Genomic DNA, 17,706 nt, shown 5'->3' on the forward strand with positions numbered 1-17,706 from the left:
CAGGGATCGTAACCGGACCCTCCGTGATCCGTCCCCTCTGCGATCTGTGTCGCTGTGTCGCTGTGCCCGCTGTGTCGCGGCTCATGTGATCTGTGATCGGTGATCTGTGATCTGTGTCGCCCCTGCGGATCGGACGCAACCCTTGGCGCACTATCGTCATCCGGACAAAAGCAGGGCGGACGTCAGGTGAAGCACGGATTGCCTGCGTCCCACACTCAGGGGGCTGTGTTCCTTGAAGTGGCTCTTTAGGGTGCTCACAGGGGCGGCACACAGGACTGAACGGGGCGGAGGGCCGACGGGGCGTGGCGAACGCGGAGCAGAGACCGGGTAATGCCTTGGGGGCGGGCACGGCAGACACGGTGCGGGTGCGGCTGGAGGCCGTCCGGGCCGTGCTGTGGCTGGTCGCCGGGGTGCTGGCGGTCCGCCAGGTCGCCGTCGTCCTGAGTACGCCGAAGGGGGAGCGGCTGACGGCCCTGGAGACCTGGGTCGGCCCGAACGGGGTCCTGCATGTGAAGGGCTCGCTGTACGACTCGACGCAGTTCACGGGTACGCCGTTCGGGGGGCTCGTTCTCAAGCCGCTGACCCGTTCGGCGGAACAGGCCCTCGGCTGGGGCTGGACCTTCGGCACCCTCCTGCTGGTCGTCGCCCTGGGTCTGATCGTCGCGCGCGCCCTGCCGAAGCCGGTGAGCCGCCGTACGGCCCTGCTCGCCGCGCCCGTCGCGATCAGCCTGCTGATGCTGTCGCTGCCCGTGCGCAACACGCTCCACCTCGGCCAGACCAGCATCATCCCCGTCCTGCTCGTCGTCGCCGGATGCTTCGCGGTCCGGGGTGAGCGCACCAGCGGGGTGTTCATCGGCGTGGCCGCCGCCTTCCAGCCGACCGTGCTGCTCTTCGCACCGCTCCTGTGGTTCACCGGGCGCCGCCGGGCCGCCGTCACCGCCGGGGCCGCGTTCGCCGCGTGCACCGTGCTGGCCTGGGCCGCGCTGCCGCACGACTCGTACACCTACTGGGTCCACCACCTCGCGGGCGTCGGCCTCGGCGGGCGGGCGGACGACCTCGCCAACCAGTCGCTGCACGGCGCGCTGCTGCGGCTGGGCCTGTCCGGGCCGCTGGAGATCACCCTGTTCCTGGCGCTGGGCGCCACCGTCGGCGTACTCGGCCTGCGGCGGGCCGTGCGCTACGCCCGCGACGGACAGCTGCTGCTCGCCGTCGCGCTCACCGGCTGTGTCGTGGTCGCCGTCTCGCCGACCTCCTGGAAGCACCAGCTGCTGTGGGTGCTGCTCGCGGTGGCCGGCCGGGTCGGCAAGAAGGCCTCCGACCGGTATGTGTGGCCGGTCGCCGTCATCCTCGTGATGACGCTGCCCGCGAAGATGATGCTGCCGAACATGGCGGCCCTGTTCCCCCTGCGCGACAACGTCGTCCTCCTCGCCGCGCTGGCCGCCGCCCTGGTCGTCCCGTTCCTGTCCCGCACCTCACCGCACTACCGGTCCCCGGTCCCGACGCGGTACGCCGACCCGGTCCCCGCCCGCTCGCCGGGCCTCGACGCCCCGGAAGGCACCCCCAGGACCCGCAAGATCCCCATCTCCACCCCCATCCGCATCCCCCTCCTGCCGTTCCTGCGCCGCGTCCTCACCCGCCCGAACCTGCTCCTCGAACTGCTCCTGGTCCGCGTCACGTACGCCGCCTACCAGCAGGTCCGGATCGCGGTGACGGGTGGCCGGGCCACCGCCGAGGAGCACGCGGAGCAGATCCTCTCCATCGAGAAGGCCCTGTTCCTGGACGTGGAGCACTGGGTCAACCACGCGGTGGTGAAGGTCGACTGGCTGCGGGACTTCTTCGACTTCTACTACACGTCGTTCCACTTCGTCGTCCCGCTGTCGGTCCTCGGCGTCCTCTACGTGCGCCGCCCCGCCGACTACCGCTGGGCCCGCTCGTCCCTCGGCTTCGCCACCGTGCTCGCCCTCGTCGGCTTCTGGCTCTACCCGCTGGCGCCGCCCCGCCTGATGCCGGGCCTCGGGATCATCGACACCGTCCACGGCGTACAGGACTTCTCCAAGCCGGACTACGGCACGCTGACCGCGGTCACCAACCAGTACGCGGCGATGCCCTCGCTGCACTTCGGCTGGTCGTTGTGGTGCGGCCTGGTGATCGTGATCCTGGCGCCCAGGATGTGGATGAAGGCGCTCGGCCTGCTGCATCCGTTGTTCACGTTCTCGGCGATCGTGGCGACCGGCAACCACTGGATCCTCGACGCGGTGGGCGGAGCGGTCGTCGTCGCCGCCGGCTTCGGGCTCACGTACGTCCTGCAGGGCCCGCGCGCCCGTACGGCCGTGAAGGCGGCGGAGGTCAGCAGCGGCCCGGCGGACCTGGTGAAGGACCGCACCCCGAGCTGATCCGGCGGACGCCCGGCACGGTCACCGTCGCGGGTTGGGCAGCGGCCCGCTGCTCGCGGCCGCGGCGAGGTCAGGCTGTGGTCGGTTTCGGCTGCGAGCCCCGGGGGAGGCAGGGGCGGGGCGTAGGGGGGATGCCCCTGCCTCCCGCGGGACGGGCCGGCGGCTCCGGGAAAGCCGTCGGCCCGAGTGGGAGGGGGCTCAGCCTGCGGTGACCTGGAGTTCCTTGACGCCGTTGATCCAGGCGGAGCGGAGCCGTCGTGGGTCGCCCACCAGGCGGAGGTTCGGCATGGCGTCGGCGATGGCGTTGAAGATGAGGTCGATCTCCAGGACGGCCAGGGACTTGCCGAGGCAGTAGTGCGGGCCTCCGCCACCGAAGCCGAGGTGGGGGTTGGGGTCGCGGGTGATGTCGAAGGCGTCGGGGTCGTCGAAGACCTCGGGGTCGTGGTTGGCGGAGGAGTAGAAGAGGCCGACGCGGTCGCCCTTCTTGATCTGCCGGCCGCCCAACTCCGTGTCCTGGGTGGCGGTGCGCTGGAAGGAGATGACCGGGGTGGCCCAGCGGACGATCTCCTCGGCGGCGGTGGCGGGGCGCTCCCTCTTGTAGAGGTCCCACTGCTCGGGGTGGGTGAGGAAGGCGTGCATGCCGTGGGTGATGGCGTTACGGGTGGTCTCATTGCCCGCCACGGCCAGCATCAGCACGAAGAAGCCGAACTCGTCGGAGGTGAGGTTGCCCTCGTCCTCGGCCGCGACCAGCGTGGTGACGATGTCCTTGGCGGGGCACTGCTTGCGGTCGGCGGCCATGTTCATGGCGTACGCGAGGATCTCGGTGGCGGCCTCCTGGCCGACCTCCTCCGTGATGGCGTACTCGGGGTCGTCGTACGCGATCATCTTGTTGGACCAGTCGAAGATCTTGGTCCGGTCGTCCTGCGGGACCCCGATCAGCTCGGCGATCGCCTGGAGGGGCAGCTCGCAGGCGACCTGGGTGACGAAGTCGAAGGGCCCGGAGTGCGCGAGGGCGCCCTGCATGATGGAGTGGGCGCGGTTGCGCAGCCGGTCCTCCAGCGCGCGGATGGAGCGCGGAGTGAAACCGCGCTGGATGATCCCCCGGACCCGGGTGTGCTCCGGCGGGTCCATGTTGAGCAGGATCAGCCGCTGGGCGTCGATCGCGTCGCGCTCGATGTGCTCGTTGAACCGGATGATCGCCGTGTTGAGGGTCGAGGAGAACAACTCCGGGTGCGTGGAGACGTACTTGACGTCCGCGTGCCGGGTGACGGCCCAGTACCCGTCGTCCTGGAAGCCCGCGAGGCCCGGCCGCTGCGGGACCCAGTGGACCGGTTCGACGCGGCGCAGCTCGGCGAACTCCGGGAAGGGGATGTGGTCTTGCAGCAGATCGGGATCGGTGAAGTCGAACCCGTCGGGCAGCGCTGGACAGGGCATGGGCAGCTCCAGCCATCTGACGGTCCATCAGAAATAGTGAATCGCCGTGAAGGTAATAACGGGTTCTACAAGTGGCAAGGGGTGCGGCAGCCCGAATTGCGTGCGGGATTCGTGCAGATCACGACTTCGGAGGCTGCACGACCCTTGCGGCGGTGGACGGAGTGTCAGCAGACTGTTTGTCAGAACTAGAACGCGTACTAGTTCTGCGTGGCGGGTGGCCGGGACGCCCGCGCCGCGCGGGTGACCCGAGGAGAGGAACTCCCCATGGCCGCGGAACCCGTGATCGTCGAAGCCGTACGCACCCCCATCGGCAAGCGCGGCGGCGCGCTCGCCAACCTCCACCCCGCCTACCTCCTGGGCGAGACCTACCGCGAACTCCTCGGCCGCACCGGCATCCACGCCGACTGCGTCGAGCAGATCGTCGGCGGCACGGTGACCCACGCCGGCGAACAGTCCATGAACCCCGCCCGCACGGCCTGGCTGACCATGGGCCTGCCCTACGAGACGGCCGCCACGACCGTCGACTGCCAGTGCGGCTCCTCGCAGCAGGCGTCGCACATGGTGGCCAACATGGTCGCGGCGGGCGTCATCGACATCGGGATCAGCTGTGGCGTCGAGGCGATGTCCCGCGTCCCGCTCGGGTCCGGGTCCAAGCACGGGCCGGGGAAGCCGTTCCCGGACGAGTGGAACGTCGACCTGCCCAACCAGTTCGAGGCGGCGGAACGGATCGCCCGCCGCCGGGGGCTGACCCGCCAGGACGTGGACTCCCTGGGCCTCATCTCGCAGGAACGGGCCGCCGCGGCCTGGGCCGAGGAACGGTTCAAGCGCGAGACGTTCGCGGTGCAGGTCCCGACGACGGAGGAGGAACAGCGGGCCGGGCAGGGCATGTGGCGGCTGGTCGACCGGGACGAGGGGCTGCGCGATACGTCGATGGAGGCGCTGGCGGGCCTGAAGCCGATCATGCCTACGGCCGTGCACACGGCGGGCAACTCGTCGCAGATCAGTGACGGTTCCGCCGCCATCATGTGGGCGTCCAAGCGGATGGCGCGGGCGCTGAAGCTGAAGCCCCGGGCGCGGATCGCGGCGCAGGCGCTGGTCGGGGCCGACCCGCACTTCCACCTGGACGGCCCGATCGACGCAACCAAGGCCGTACTGGGCAAGGCCGGCATGTCGCTGAAGGACATCGACCTCGTGGAGATCAACGAGGCCTTCGCTTCAGTGGTGTTGAGCTGGGCCCAGGTCTTCGAGCAGGACCTTGAGAAGGTCAACGTCAACGGGGGCGGGATCGCGCTCGGGCATCCGGTGGGGGCCACCGGGGCTCGGCTGATCACCACCGCGCTCCATGAACTGGAGCGCCGTGACAAGGAGTTCGCGCTGATCACGATGTGCGCCGGGGGTGGGCTGGCCACCGGGACGATCATTCAGCGGCTGTAGCGGGCAGCCGGGGAGTGGGTAATTGGCAGCTTTGGCTCATGCCGAGTTGCCTGCGGGCCTGGTGGCGGGGGTCGGCTGTTGAGCCAAAGCTGCCAATTGCTGCCTACACAGCGGAGGCCGCGGACCAGTCGACGAACGCCGTGAAGGCGGCGGGGGTGACGGTGAGCGCCGGGCCCGTGGGCATCTTGGAGTCGCGTATGGCGATGGTGGTGGCGCAGGGGGGTTCGGCGATCTCGACGCATTCGCCGCCCTGGTCGCTGCTGTACGTCGACTTGCGCCAGGCCAGGGGGCCGAGGGGTGCGCACTCGACGCAGTCGCCGCCCTGGTCACTGCTGTAGCTGGACTTACGCCACCGGGCCCCGGTCGGGATCGAGTTGCTCGCCATACCGTTCCTCCATCACGCGCCGGATCAGCTCCGCCGAGTCCCTGAGGGAGAGCGCGGCGGCTCGGAGATGATCGTAACGGAGCGAGCAGTCCTTGACGGTGTCCGGATTGGCGGTCGGATGCCCGCTGCCGTAGCCCTCGGTGTAGACGATGGTCGGATCGCTCGCGAAGCGGAAGAGGGTGAACGAGCCTGTCAGTCCCGCGTGCGCTCCGACCGAGAACGGCAGCACCTGGATGTTGATCCGGGGGGTGTCCTCGAACGACAACAGGTGGGCCAGTTGCTCCCGCATGGTCTCCGGGCCGCCGATCTCCTGGTACAGCGCGGCTTCACTGATGATCGCCCACAGGATCGGCGGCTCCTTCTTCTCGAAGATGCGCTGACGGGCGAGCCGTACGGCGGTGCGGTCGTCGAGGTCGGTCTGGTCCAGCGCGCCGAGCACGGCACGCACGTACCCCTTGGTCTGGAGGAGACCGTGGATCATGTGCGTCTGGAAGGTGCAGACCTCGACCGCCCGCGTCTCCAACTCCGCCACCTGTTGGAACCAGGCCGGAAGTTGACTGCGCAGCACCAGCTCGACGAGCCGGGAGAACGAGCCGCCCGTCCCCAGCGCCGCGTCCACCCGCTCGCTGAACTCCGGTGTCGGAACCTTCCTCGCCGTCTCGATCTGCCCGATCAGCGAGCCCGTGTAGTTGAGGATGTCCCCGAGCTGCCGCAGTGTCAGCCCGGCGGCCTCACGATGTCGCCGTAGCTCGTAGCCGTAGAAGTCGAGCGGCGAAGCGCCCGGGTCGAGGACGTTGATATGGGTCACGCGCGGTCCCCTCTCGCTCAACTCGGTCCACTGCGGAACCGGTTGTATCCGTTCTGTAGCCGAGGGTAGTTGCGCGTGGTCAGTCTTGTGGTGTGAACGGATACTTCCCCCCATCCTGCTGGGCATTCGCCCCGTCCAGTACTCCATGCGCCTCACCGTCGGCGAGCACTCCGCACGCCATATCCGCCGTATCGCCCGCTCCTTGCTGGACGAGTGGGACATGGCGGAGCTGACCGACGCCGTTGAACTCGGCGTGACCGAGCTCGTCGCCAACGTCGTACGCCATGTCCCGGACCGGCGCTGCGCGCTGCTGATGCTGCGGCAGGAGGCGGGAGTCCGGGTGGAGGTGGCGGACGGGTCCGCTCGACTTCCCGTCACTCCAGACGACTTGTCGCTGGAGGGGGAGGGAGGCCGAGGACTTGTGCTGCTGGACGCGGTGGCAGGCAAGTGGGGGGTGGAACCGAGGGGTGGAAGCGGCAAGGTGGTGTGGTTCGAGTGCTGGACTTCGCGGGGTAATGTCCTCGGCCCTCCCTGATGCGTCTGAGGCCGAGAACGACTGGTGAGACTTCAACAAAGCTGAACTCTTCGCTATCTTGGCTCGCGCTCCTTCGTTCGGCATCCCCCAACACCCCCCACTTTGAACGGAGTTCGCGTGCCGAGACGTCTTGCCACGGCTTGCACGGGCAGTGTCCTCGCGACGGTCCTGCTTCTCACCTCCCAAAGCGGTATATCCACCGCGTCCACCTCCGCCCCCGTCCCCGGCCCAGCCCCATCCCCAACCCCCGCCTCCTCCGCCACTCCCACCGCTCCGGCGGAGTTGGAGGGCAAGCGGTTCACCCTCGTCACCGGAGACGTCGTCACCGTGGAGGCGTCCGGTGACGGGGCCCGCGTCGATGTCGAGCCGGCCCCGGGCCGCGAGCGCGTCGGCTTCCTGCGTACGACGACGGGCGAGGACGACTTCAGCGTCATACCGACCGACGTGGCCCCGTTGGTCGCCTCCGGCCAGGTCGACGAACAGCTCTTCAACCTCAGCGCGCTGGAACGTTTCGGCTTCGACGAGGCGGCCGACGACGCGGCCGATGACAGGGGCGACGGCACCCGGCGCCACGGCGGCCTGCCGCTGATCATCCGGCACAGCGGTGAGCGGCTGCCCGCGGCCACGCGCTCCGAGGCCGTCGCGCGGGAAACCGTCGCCCTGGAGTCGATCGACGCCACCGCCGTGACCCGTCCGAAGGACGACCGGGGCGAGCTGTGGCGGACCCTCGCCGCCCCCGCGAGGAGCGGGGCGGGCGGACTCCGTTCCGTCGTCGAGAACGTCTGGCTGGACACCCCGGTCGAACTCACCGACGCACGGAGCGCGGCGGGCGACGAGCCGGAGACCACCCCGGAAGGGGACGTCGCCGTCAGCGACCTGGTCGGGCAGATCAACGCGGACGGCGCCGGGGCCCGCGGCCTGGACGGCAAGGGCATCCGCATCGCCGTCCTCGACACCGGCGTACGGGCCACCCACCCCGACCTGGAGGACCGGGTCTCGGCGTCCGAGAACTTCATCACCTGGGACGACGAGACCGGCGACGTCGACGGTCACGGCACGCACGTCGCCGGAATCATCGCCGGTACGGGCGCCGCCTCCGAGGGGAAGTACGCGGGCGTCGCGCCCGGCGCCGAGATCCTCAGCGGGCGCGTGCTGTCCGGCCCTCTCGGCTCCCTCTCGCACATCATCGACGGCATGGAGTGGGCGGCCGACCAGGGCGTCGACATCGTCAACATGTCCCTCGGCTCGACCGCGTTGAGCGACGGCACCGACCCCTGGTCGCTGGCCACCGACGCGCTGCTGGAGCAGGGCGTGCTCCCGGTCGTCTCGGCCGGCAACAGCGGCTCGGGCTCCTTCACCGTCTCCGCGCCGGCCGCCGCCGAGGGAGCGCTGGCCGCGGGCGCGGCCGGAGGAGACGGCACGATCGCGAGCTTCTCCAGCCGCGGTCCGCTGTTCGGCAACTACGCGGTCAAGCCCAACGTCAAGGCCCCCGGCGTCGCCGTGACGGCGGCGCGCGCCATCGGCACGTCCATCGGCGACTTCGACCGTGAGGGACCCGAGGGGCCGGTCGACGACAACTACACCCGCCTCTCGGGTACGTCGATGGCGGCGCCCGCGGTCGCCGGCGCGGCGGCCCTCGTCATGCAGGCCCACCCCGACTGGACGCCGCGGCAGGTGGCCCGGGCCCTCGTCTCCAGCGCCCGCCCGAGCACCGGCGAGTCGGTGTACGACCAGGGCTCCGGCATGATCGACGTGGAGCGTGCCCTCGACCAGCCCGTGACGGCCACCTCAACCACGGTCAACTTCGGTCACGTCACCTGGCCCCGTACCGACGACACCACCCGCAAGGTGTCCTTCACCAACTCCTCCGACGCCCCCGTCACCCTGGACCTCGCCCTCGACGTCATGTCCACCCAGGGGGACCTGCCCACCGACCTGCTCGCCCTGGCCGAGGACCGGCTGACCGTGCCCGCCCATGGCACGGCCACCGCGATCGTCGAGTTCCGGGACAACGACATCCGTACCGGAGGAGCCCTCTCCGCCCTCCTCACCGCCACCGCCGGGGACATGGAGGTCCAGGTCCCGGTCGGGCTCACCCTGGAACCCGAGAGCTACGAGGTGACGGTCCGGCTCCGTGACCACCTCGGCGACCCGGCGAGCGACATCTCGATGGTCAGCCTCATGCCGCTGGACCGCGCCGTGATGCCGTTCGAGCGGCCGATCGTGGCGACCGCCGACTCCGCCGTGCAGCTGAGGGTGCCGGCCGGGTCGTACGGCGTCTCCGCCATCATCAGCCGCTACGGGCAGGACAGTTACTGGTTCCCCAGCGACCACGTCTTCGCCGGTGAACCCTTCGTCCGGGTGACGGAGGCGACCGAACTCACCCTGGGCGGCACGGCGGCCCGCAGACTCGGCCACACGGTCGACAACCAGAACGTCGAGCGGATCTTCCAGGACGCCGGCATTCTCCAGCGGCAGACCACGGTTCCGGAAGGACAGTCCCAGCCGACGAGCACCTCGATCTCCGTGGCGTACGACCACCTTCCGCCGGACTACTGGGCGGTGCCCTCCAAGACCCGCCCCAACGGCTCCACCTACACGACGTACTACCGCGAGGATCTCGCCGAGGGCTACGAGTTCGGCACGGCCCCCGACGGAGCCCCCAGCGACCCCGGGTACACATACCCCACCGCCACCGGCCCGGTCTACTACCTCGGCGCCGTCCGCGAGGGCGGCATCCCGGCCGACCTCACCGGCCGCGTCAGGGACTTCCAGCTCGCCCGGACCAAGGCCCACTACGGCGCCTCCGAGCAGACCGGGCAGTACGACCGGCCCTTCCCGCTGAAGTCCAAGCTGGCCGTCGCGACCCTGAAGGGCATCGCGGCCTTCGGCCGGCGCGTCAACGTGCCCTCGCCGGGCACGCGCACGGAGTACTACACCGCCTCCAAGGACATCACCTGGTCCCAGGAGCTGCGCCGGTCCTGGCAGAACGCCGACTCCGTCGACGCGTTGCGGGCCGGCGCCCTGTACACCGAGCCCGAGGTGTTCCGCCCCGGACGCCGCACCGAGTACTGGAACCACCCGGTGGGCGCCCCCGCCCTCGCCGCCGACGGCCGTCAGCTGACCCGCAGCGGCGACACCGTCACCGTCGACCTGCCGATGGGCGGCGACTCCGACCGGCGGCACCTGTTCGCGAGCGACGACGTCTACGCCGACCACACCTACACCCTCACACGGGACGGCGAACAGCTCGCCAAGAGCCGGGACGGCGCCGCGGAGTTCCCGCGCAACATGGCGCTCGCCGCCTGGCAGGTCCCGGCCGGAACCGGCACGTACACGCTGCGCGCCCACGCCGACCGCACCCCGTGGTACGGCGTGTCCACCGAGGTCGAGGGCGTCTGGACCTTCCGCTCCGGCACGGTCGCCGAGACGGAGACGGCCGCACTGCCCCTGACCACGGTCCGCTTCAAGCCCCGGGTCGACCAGTGGTCGCGCGCCGGGCACAACCGGGTCGTCGCCGTGCCCTTCGAGCTCCAGCGCACCGGCGACCAGCCGCGCGGCAGGCTGCGCACGCTGACCGTCGAGGCATCCTTCGACGGCGGTACGACCTGGAAGAAGGTGCCGGTCCTGAAGAACCGTGCGCTGATCACACACCCGGATCTCGCCACGCTGCCCGCCGACCACATCGACCGCAACGGCCACGGCCATGTCAGCCTGCGGGCCAAGGGCTCCGACGCGGCATCCACCTTCGAGGTGACCGTGAAGAAGGCGTACAAGCTCAAGAAGTCCTGATACGGCTGTGGAGCCATGGCGGCGGCCCCGGAAGTCGGGGCCGCCGCCATCATGTGTGTGGGCCGGTCAGTACCAGTTGTTGGCCTGCCAGAAGTTCCACGCGCCGCACGGGCTGCCGTAGCGGTCGTTCATGTAGTCCAGGCCCCACTTGATCTGGGTGGCGGGGTTGGTCTTCCAGTCGGAGCCGGCGGAGGCCATCTTGGAGCCGGGGAGGGCCTGGACGAGGCCGTAGGCGCCGCTGGAGGCGTTGGTCGCGTTGACGTCCCAGCCGCTCTCGTGGGCGACGATGTTGGCGAAGCACTTGTACTGGGCCGAGCCCGCGATCATCTTCTTCGCGATCGCCTGGGCCTCGGCGGCCTCGGACGCGGCCTGCGCGGGCGCGGCAGCGAGCAGCGTGCCGACGGTCGCGACGGCCACGGCGGCGGCCTTCTTCGGGGAGGCGATGCGGCGGAGGAGGGTGAAGGCGGACAAGGGGGAGCCTTTCGTCGGGGGCGGGATGGTCGCCGTATGCCGGAGCCGCGTGTGTGCGGCGGACATGCGTCGGCGCCGAGGCCCGGGTGGGCACGTCGGCGCCGTGCGACTGCTCCAGAGGAACAGCTCGGGGATCTGTCCGCAATCGCCCCTTTTACTAGTTGTGGTCGCATGTGGGTGATCGGCCGCCCGTGTGACGTGGCTCTCAAAGTGCAGGTCAGCGGGCTATTGCGGCGCGTGCATGTCAGCCGATTGGGCTACTGCCCTGCTTCGTAAGTGACGTACGTCCTGTGGGGTGGTTCACGAGTGCACCACGGCTTTCGTGACGGTCGGCGTACGACGTCTCACCCGGCGGGCGCGTCGAACGTGACCGGCGTCTCGAAAGCCGCCCGGCGCGTGGCCCGGCGCAGGGCCTTGAGGACGGCCGGGCCGAGAGCGAGCGTCAGGGCGACGGTGACGGCGGCCCGGCCCAGGTCCCAGCCGAGGGAGGTGGCCAGGCAGTACGCGAGGAAGCGGGCCAGGTTGGTGCCGAGGGCGCCGTCCGGGTCGTACGCGACACTCGACGCCGGCTCGGGGAGGAAGGGCCAGCCCGCGAGGTTCATGACGGTGCCGTACGCGAAGGCCGCGAGGAAGCCGTACGCCGAGAGCAGGAGCAGTTCCGCGCGGCCCCGCAGGCGGTCCGGGCCCGGCAGCAGGCCCGCGCCCAGCGCGAACCAGCCCATCGCCAGCATCTGGAACGGCATCCAGGGGCCGACCCCGCCCGTCAGCAGCGCGGACGCGAACATCGTGACCGCGCCGAGAACGAAGCCGAAGCCGGGGCCGAGGACCCGTCCGCTCAGCACCATCAGGAAGAACATCGGCTCGATTCCGGCCGTCCCCGCCCCGATCGGGCGCAGCGCCGCCCCCGTCGCGGCCAGCACCCCGAGCATGGCGACCGCCTTCGGGCCGAGACCGGACTCGGAGATCGTCGCCGCCACCACGCCGACCAGGAGCACGAGCAGGCCCGCGAAGAGCCAGGGGGCGTCCTGGGCGTGGGCGGTTATCTGTGCGGACGGGGCGGCGAAGAGGGGCCAGGCGAAGGCGGCGATGCCTATGGCGCTGACCAGGGCGAGGGCGGCGACCGAGCGTGGGCCCAGGCGGATGGCGCGGGCCTGGGGCGTGTTCACGGCCGCTCCCCCGAGGGCGCGTCCGGGAGTGCGTCACGTACCTGGGTGACCGTCAGCCACTCCTGCGGGGCCAGGATCTTGGTGACCTGGGGCGCGAAGGACGGGGACGCGACGACCACGTCGGCCGTCGGGCCGTCGGCCACGACCTCGCCGTCCGCGAGGATGACGACCCGGTCGGCCAGTTCGGCGGCGAGCTCGACGTCATGGGTGGCCAGCAGGATGGAGTGGCCCTCGGCGGCGAGTGCCCGCAGGACCGTGACCAGGCGGGACTTGGCCGCGTAGTCGAGCCCTCGGGTCGGTTCGTCGAGGAGGAGCAGCGGCGGGCGGGCCGTCAGGACGACCGCGAGGGCGAGGGCCAGGCGCTGGCCTTCCGAGAGGTCCCTCGGGTGTGTGTCGTCCGCGATACCGGGGAGCAGGTCCGACACCAGGGTCCGGCAAGTGCCGGGTGCGGCGCCGGCGTCGCCGTCGGCCGCCGCGCACTCGGCGGCCACTGTGTCGGCGTACAGGAGGTCACGGGGTTCCTGCGGTACGAGGCCCACGCGGCGGACCAGGTCCCGGGGCGCCGTGCGGTGGGGGACCGAGCCGCCTACGCGGACCTTGCCGGACGTCGGTTCTACCAGGCCGACCAGGGCGCTGAGCAGGGTGGACTTTCCGGCGCCGTTGCGGCCCATGAGGGCGATGGTCTCGCCGGGGGCGGTGGTGAGGGTGATGTCGTGGAGGGCTCGGGTCCGGCCTCGGCGGACGGTGAGGGATTCGACCAGCGCTGTGGGGAGGGGTGTTGGGGGCTCGGGGGTGCGTCGCTTGCGGAGGAAGCCCGAGCGCCGGGGAGGGATGGGGGCGGTAGGTGGTGTGGTGGGTGCGGACGGCTCGTTCGGTGTGCTCGGTGTGCTCGGTGTGCTCGGCGGGTTCGGTGTGTTCGGCGGGTTCGGCGGGGTCGTCCTCAGCCGCTCCCTCAGATCCCCCGCCCTGCGGCGCGCGTCCCGCACCGTCAGCGGCAGCGGTGACCAGCCCGCCAGCCGGCCCAGGTCGACCACCGGCGGGTACACCGGGGACACGGCCATCACCTCCGACGGTGTGCCCAGGACCAGAGGGGCGCCGGGGGAGGGGAGAAGGGCGACCTGGTCGGCGTACTGGATGACGCGTTCCAGGCGGTGTTCGGCCATCAGGACCGTCGTACCGAGGTCGTGGACGAGGCGTTGCAGTACGGCGAGGACCTCCTCGGCGGCCGCCGGGTCCAGGGCGGAGGTGGGCTCGTCGAGGACCAGGACCCCGGGGTGCGGGGTGAGGACGGAGCCGATGGCGACGCGCTGTTGCTGGCCGCCGGAGAGGGTGGCGATCGGGCGGTCGCGGAGGTCGGTCAGGCCCAGCAGGTCGAGGGTCTCCTCGACGCGGCGGCGCATGACGTCGGGGGCTGTGCCCAACGACTCCATGCCGTACGCGAGTTCGTCCTCGACCGTGTCCGTCACGAAGTGGGAGAGCGGGTCCTGGCCCACCGTGCCCACCACGTCGGCGAGTTCGCGCGGCTTGTGCGTGCGCGTGTCCCGGCCCGCCACCGTCACCCGGCCGCGCAGGGTGCCGCCCGTGAAGTGCGGCACCAGACCGCTCACCGCGCTCAGCACCGTCGACTTCCCGGCCCCCGACGGGCCGACCAGCAGCACGAGTTCACCCTCCGGGACCTCGAAGTCCAGGCCCTGGACGGTGGGTTGAGCCGCTCCGTCGTACGTCACGGAGACATCCTCGAAGCGGATCACGCGGATTCCTTGGTCTGTTTCGGGGGAGTGGGGACGACGAATGCCGGCAGCAGGCCGAGCAGGATCGCCGCCGCGGGCCACAGGGGGAGGGCTGGAGGAACGAGGGGTACGACTCCGGGGTGCAGCGCCGAGGGGGCGTAGGCGCCGTAGACGATGAGCGACGCCCCGGCCGACGCACCGGACGCCGACACCAGCCATGCCCGTAGGCCCCACACGTCCGGCCGGTACCGGGTGCGCGGTGACCGGCGGCCGCCCAGCCGGAGACCCGCGAGGGCGGCGGCGAGGCCGGTGAGGAGGACGGGCAGGCCGTAGGTGCCGCCCTCGGCGGTCAGGACGCCGTACGTTCCCGCGCAGACGCCGAGCAGGCCGCCGAGGGTGAGCGCGGTGGTCGTACGGCGGACGGCGGGCGGGACCTCGGCGGTACGGCCGTACCCGCGCGCGTCCATCGCCGCCGCGAGGGCCACCGAACGCTCCAACGCCCCTTCCAGGACCGGGAGTCCGATCTGCGCCAGGCCGCGCAGACCGGAGTCCGGACGGCCGCGGAGTCGTCGTGCCGCTCGCAGGCGCTGTACGTCCGCGATGAGGTTCGGGGCGAACGTCATGGCGACCACGACGGCTACGCCCGCCTCGTACAGGGCGCCCGGCAGCGACTTGAGGAGCCGGGCCGGGTTCGCGAGGGCGTTCGCGGCGCCCACGCAGATGAGGAGGGTGGCGAGTTTCAGGCCGTCGTACAGGGCGAAGGCCAGTCCCTCCGCCGTGACGCGGCCGCCGACGCGGATGCCCTGGGCCCAGTGGGGGAGGGGGAGTTCGGGGAGGGTGACGACGACGTGGGTGCCCGGGATGGGGGAGCCGAGGACCGTGGCGAAGGCGAGGCGGATGAGGAGGACGGCGAGGGCGAGTTTGACGAAGGCGGTGTAGGAGCGGGACCAGGGGGCGTCCGTGCGGTGGGTGGCCACGACGTAACCCGCCACGCCTATGAGGAGGGCGAGCAGGAGGGGGTTGGTGGTGCGGGAGGCGGCGGTGGCGAGGCCGAGGGCCCAGAGCCACCAGGCACCGGGGTGGAGGCTCTGCTGCCGCTGGACCTCGGCTGCTTCGGCCACCGGCGCCACGCGCACCGTGGCTGGATGCCGGCCTTTCGCGCCGCTCCTCATACTCAGAGCCTGTGTCATATCCCCGGCCGGGCGCCCGCCGCCTGGCACGCACTCCCCCACTGCCTTAAGGGCGTGGGGGGGGGACCCCCAGCCGCGTTGCCGAAACGCCCACGTGGCTCCTCCCTCACGCTCGAACCGGCTTCGCTCGGCTCGCGCGGGGGCACCCCCATCGAGGACCTTCCGGCGCCTTGCGATCGCACGCTCCCCCACTCTCGGCTGCGCTCGCGCGGGAAACCCCATGACGACGTGCGCTGATCCGACCGGGGATAGGACACAGGCTCTCACCTCGCGCGGCGCCGCGCCTGCCATACGGCCGCCGCACCCAGCAGGGCCACGGCACCCGCGCCCACGAACAGGCCGACGGACGGCCCCTGTTCGCCGGAGCCGGAGCCGGAGCCGGAGCCGGAGTCGCCGTCTCTGCCACCGTCGCCGCTGCTGTTGCTGTCGCTCTCCGAGATCTGCTCGCCGCACCCCTTCTCCGGGTAGCCCGCGATGGCGCAGAGCAGGGCGTTGGCGTCGTAGCGCAGGGGCCCCGCGACGGCGGCGAGGGCGTCGGCGGTGGTCGCGTCCTCGGGTACGCGGGCGCAGGCCGTGCGCGGGGACGGGGGCGTCTCGCCGGACGGGGCGTCGGCGGCCGTACCGAAGTCGATGACCAGGGCCACCCGCTTGGTGTCCGCCCGCGCGGGCGTCGTCGCGCAGACGGTGTCGAAGTCGGCCGTACCGCGCGGCCGGGCCGCGTCGGCGGAGTCCTCGCTGACGGCGAAGCGGAAGCCCTGGACGTCGCCGTCGGCGGGGCGGGTCGTCGACGGGCCCTGGGTGGCGTACGTCCATGCCGAGCCGTCGCGCTCCCAGAAGGACCAGTAGCGGTAGCCGGCGGCCTGGGCCTGGCCCGAGCTCCCGAGGACGGCCAGGAGAACGGACGAAACGGACGACAGGACCAGGATGGACGTACGCCGCCGGTTCACGGCTGCCGCTTCTTGTTGCGGCCGCTGATCAGGAAACCGACACCGATGCCGCCGACCAGACCGACGCCGATGACCCACCACACGCTGACGCCGGAGTCCTCGTCCTCCCCGGCCTGCGGCTCAGTGGGTACGGCGGAGTGGTCGGACACGTCGGACGCCGGGCCGGTGGCGTCGAGCTGCTCCACGAGGTCGGCACCGCCGAAGTCGCGCGGGTCGGTGCCGGTGGCGTGGGCGGCGAGGATGAGCTGGGCGTACGCGGCGGGGCCGGACTGCGCTGCCCAGGGGCCCGCGTTCTTCTCCAGCCAGGCGAGGGGCTTGTCGGTGCTGCCCTCCTGGCCGGCGGCGGCGAGGGCGACGACCGCGTCGACGGTGTTGCCGTAGTCGGGCTGCTCCTTGTCGCCGGGGTCCTTGAGGTGGCCGTCCTCGGCGAGGGCCTTGGCCAGATACACGGCGCCGTTGTGGGCCGCGTCCTCGGAGGAGAAGGCGTCGCCGCCGACGCACTCGGCTGCCGTACGGGCCTCACCGGCCTCCGCCACGAAACCCTTGCCGAGGCTGCCGAGCACCGCGGCCGCCGTGGCATCGGCGTTCGCGGTCAACGTGCCGTTCTTGTCGGGCTGGTAGGCGAAGGCACCGCCGCCGTCGTCGCCGCAGGGGACGGAGAAGGCGCGCAGTGTCTCGTACGGGGAGTAGTCGCCCTTCCTCTGCTCCTCGGGCTCGTCGCCGGAGGCCACGAAGGCGCCGATCACGACGGATGTGGAGTTCGCGTCGCTCGGGTCACCCGGTGTGTAACCCCAGCCGCCGTTCTTGTTCTGTACGTCCTTCAGCCAGCGCGCTGCCTGGCCGACCTCGCCGTCGTGCCCGCCGAGCGCGGCGAGGGCCTGGACGGCGGCAGCGGTGCTGTTGGTGTCGACCGGCGTCTTGGCGTCGCACTTGGCAGTGGCGTCGGCCCGGTAGGCCGCGAACGCCCCGCTCGCGCACTGCTGCCCGACCAGCCAGTCCACCGCCTCGGCGGCGGGCTTCACACCCGCGGTGTCCAGCGCGAGCAGGGTGAGCGACTGCCGCCACACCCCGTCGTACGTCGGGTCGGTGGAGCCGTACAGCCCCGTGGGGATCGCCTGGGAGGGGGAGGGCGAGGCATCCTCGGCCCAGGCGGACGTGGCGGCCGACGTGTCGGCTCCGGCGGACGTGGCGGCCCGGGCGGCCGGTGCGGAACCGACGCCGATCGCGCCGATCGCGGTGATGACGGCCACCGCGGCGAGTGCGGCCATTCCGGCCGGTACCGCGGTGCTGCGGCGAACATTCATGATCGGCGGCTGCCTTTCCCCTGTTGTCCGGTTCCCTGCGCGGAACCGGGCAGCACGGCACAGCCGGGCGGCTCGGCTCCGTATGCCTCGACGGTGCCCGTCCCCGACGGGCAGCCG

General features: G+C 71.4%; 13 protein-coding genes. 4 read left to right on the plus strand and 9 right to left on the minus strand.

Annotated elements, in window-relative coordinates:
* The first annotated feature begins 302 nt into the window (after window positions 1–302).
* Entirely contained in the window at window positions 303–2,393 is a 2,091-nt protein-coding gene (locus ACWD3C_RS20390; RefSeq protein ID WP_451145761.1) for a bifunctional glycosyltransferase 87/phosphatase PAP2 family protein, read from the plus strand.
* A 198-nt stretch (window positions 2,394–2,591) separates the two neighbouring features.
* Here ACWD3C_RS20390 and ACWD3C_RS20395 read toward each other — a convergent pair whose 3' ends face one another.
* Entirely contained in the window at window positions 2,592–3,827 is a 1,236-nt protein-coding gene (locus tag ACWD3C_RS20395; RefSeq protein ID WP_451145763.1) for a cytochrome P450, read from the minus strand.
* Window positions 3,828–4,091: 264 nt separating this feature from the next.
* Here ACWD3C_RS20395 and ACWD3C_RS20400 point away from each other — a divergent pair, with 264 nt between their 5' ends.
* Window positions 4,092–5,261: a steroid 3-ketoacyl-CoA thiolase gene (locus ACWD3C_RS20400; RefSeq protein ID WP_451145765.1), complete on the plus strand. Its 1,170-nt coding sequence runs from the start codon at window positions 4,092–4,094 to the stop codon at window positions 5,259–5,261.
* Between the two features lie 103 nt (window positions 5,262–5,364).
* Here the strand turns inward: ACWD3C_RS20400 and ACWD3C_RS20405 are convergent, their stop codons facing one another.
* Window positions 5,365–5,646 (minus strand): DUF397 domain-containing protein, encoded by a 282-nt coding sequence (locus tag ACWD3C_RS20405; RefSeq protein WP_451145767.1) that lies wholly within the window; start codon window positions 5,644–5,646, stop codon window positions 5,365–5,367.
* Window positions 5,606–6,454, minus strand: a complete 849-nt coding sequence (locus ACWD3C_RS20410; protein WP_451145769.1) for a helix-turn-helix domain-containing protein — start codon at window positions 6,452–6,454, stop codon at window positions 5,606–5,608. The genes ACWD3C_RS20405 and ACWD3C_RS20410 overlap by 41 nt, the downstream gene beginning before the upstream one ends.
* A 145-nt stretch (window positions 6,455–6,599) precedes the next feature.
* Between ACWD3C_RS20410 and ACWD3C_RS20415 the strand changes: the two genes are divergently transcribed.
* A complete protein-coding gene (locus ACWD3C_RS20415) occupies window positions 6,600–6,989 on the plus strand; it encodes an ATP-binding protein (RefSeq protein ID WP_451145771.1) in 390 nt (129 codons plus the stop codon).
* Between the two features lie 117 nt (window positions 6,990–7,106).
* Window positions 7,107–10,781 (plus strand): S8 family peptidase, encoded by a 3,675-nt coding sequence (locus ACWD3C_RS20420; RefSeq protein ID WP_451145773.1) that lies wholly within the window; start codon window positions 7,107–7,109, stop codon window positions 10,779–10,781.
* A 66-nt stretch (window positions 10,782–10,847) separates the two neighbouring features.
* On the opposite strand, the gene ACWD3C_RS20425 is transcribed toward ACWD3C_RS20420, so the two are convergent.
* The 6 genes from ACWD3C_RS20425 to ACWD3C_RS20450 form a co-directional block, all read right to left on the minus strand.
* On the minus strand, window positions 10,848–11,252 hold the full coding sequence (locus ACWD3C_RS20425) for an aggregation-promoting factor C-terminal-like domain-containing protein (RefSeq protein ID WP_451145775.1): 405 nt from the start codon (window positions 11,250–11,252) through the stop codon (window positions 10,848–10,850).
* 344 nt (window positions 11,253–11,596) lie between these two features.
* The gene (locus ACWD3C_RS20430; RefSeq protein WP_451145777.1) at window positions 11,597–12,418 is read right to left on the minus strand and encodes an ECF transporter S component; all 822 of its coding nucleotides are present in this window, start codon (window positions 12,416–12,418) and stop codon (window positions 11,597–11,599) included.
* Entirely contained in the window at window positions 12,415–14,169 is a 1,755-nt protein-coding gene (locus ACWD3C_RS20435; RefSeq protein WP_451145779.1) for an ABC transporter ATP-binding protein, read from the minus strand. The genes ACWD3C_RS20430 and ACWD3C_RS20435 overlap by 4 nt, the downstream gene beginning before the upstream one ends.
* Complete coding sequence (locus ACWD3C_RS20440; RefSeq protein ID WP_451145781.1) at window positions 14,166–15,320, minus strand: energy-coupling factor transporter transmembrane component T; 1,155 nt, start codon at window positions 15,318–15,320, stop codon at window positions 14,166–14,168. The genes ACWD3C_RS20435 and ACWD3C_RS20440 overlap by 4 nt, the downstream gene beginning before the upstream one ends.
* Window positions 15,321–15,601: 281 nt before the next feature.
* A complete protein-coding gene (locus ACWD3C_RS20445) occupies window positions 15,602–16,285 on the minus strand; it encodes an SCO2322 family protein (protein ID WP_451145783.1) in 684 nt (227 codons plus the stop codon).
* Window positions 16,282–17,589 (minus strand): prenyltransferase/squalene oxidase repeat-containing protein, encoded by a 1,308-nt coding sequence (locus ACWD3C_RS20450; RefSeq protein WP_451145785.1) that lies wholly within the window; start codon window positions 17,587–17,589, stop codon window positions 16,282–16,284. Before ACWD3C_RS20450 ends, ACWD3C_RS20445 begins: the two co-directional genes overlap by 4 nt.
* Window positions 17,590–17,706: the final 117 nt, after the last annotated feature.

The organism is Streptomyces sp. NPDC002845 (assembly GCF_053591955.1).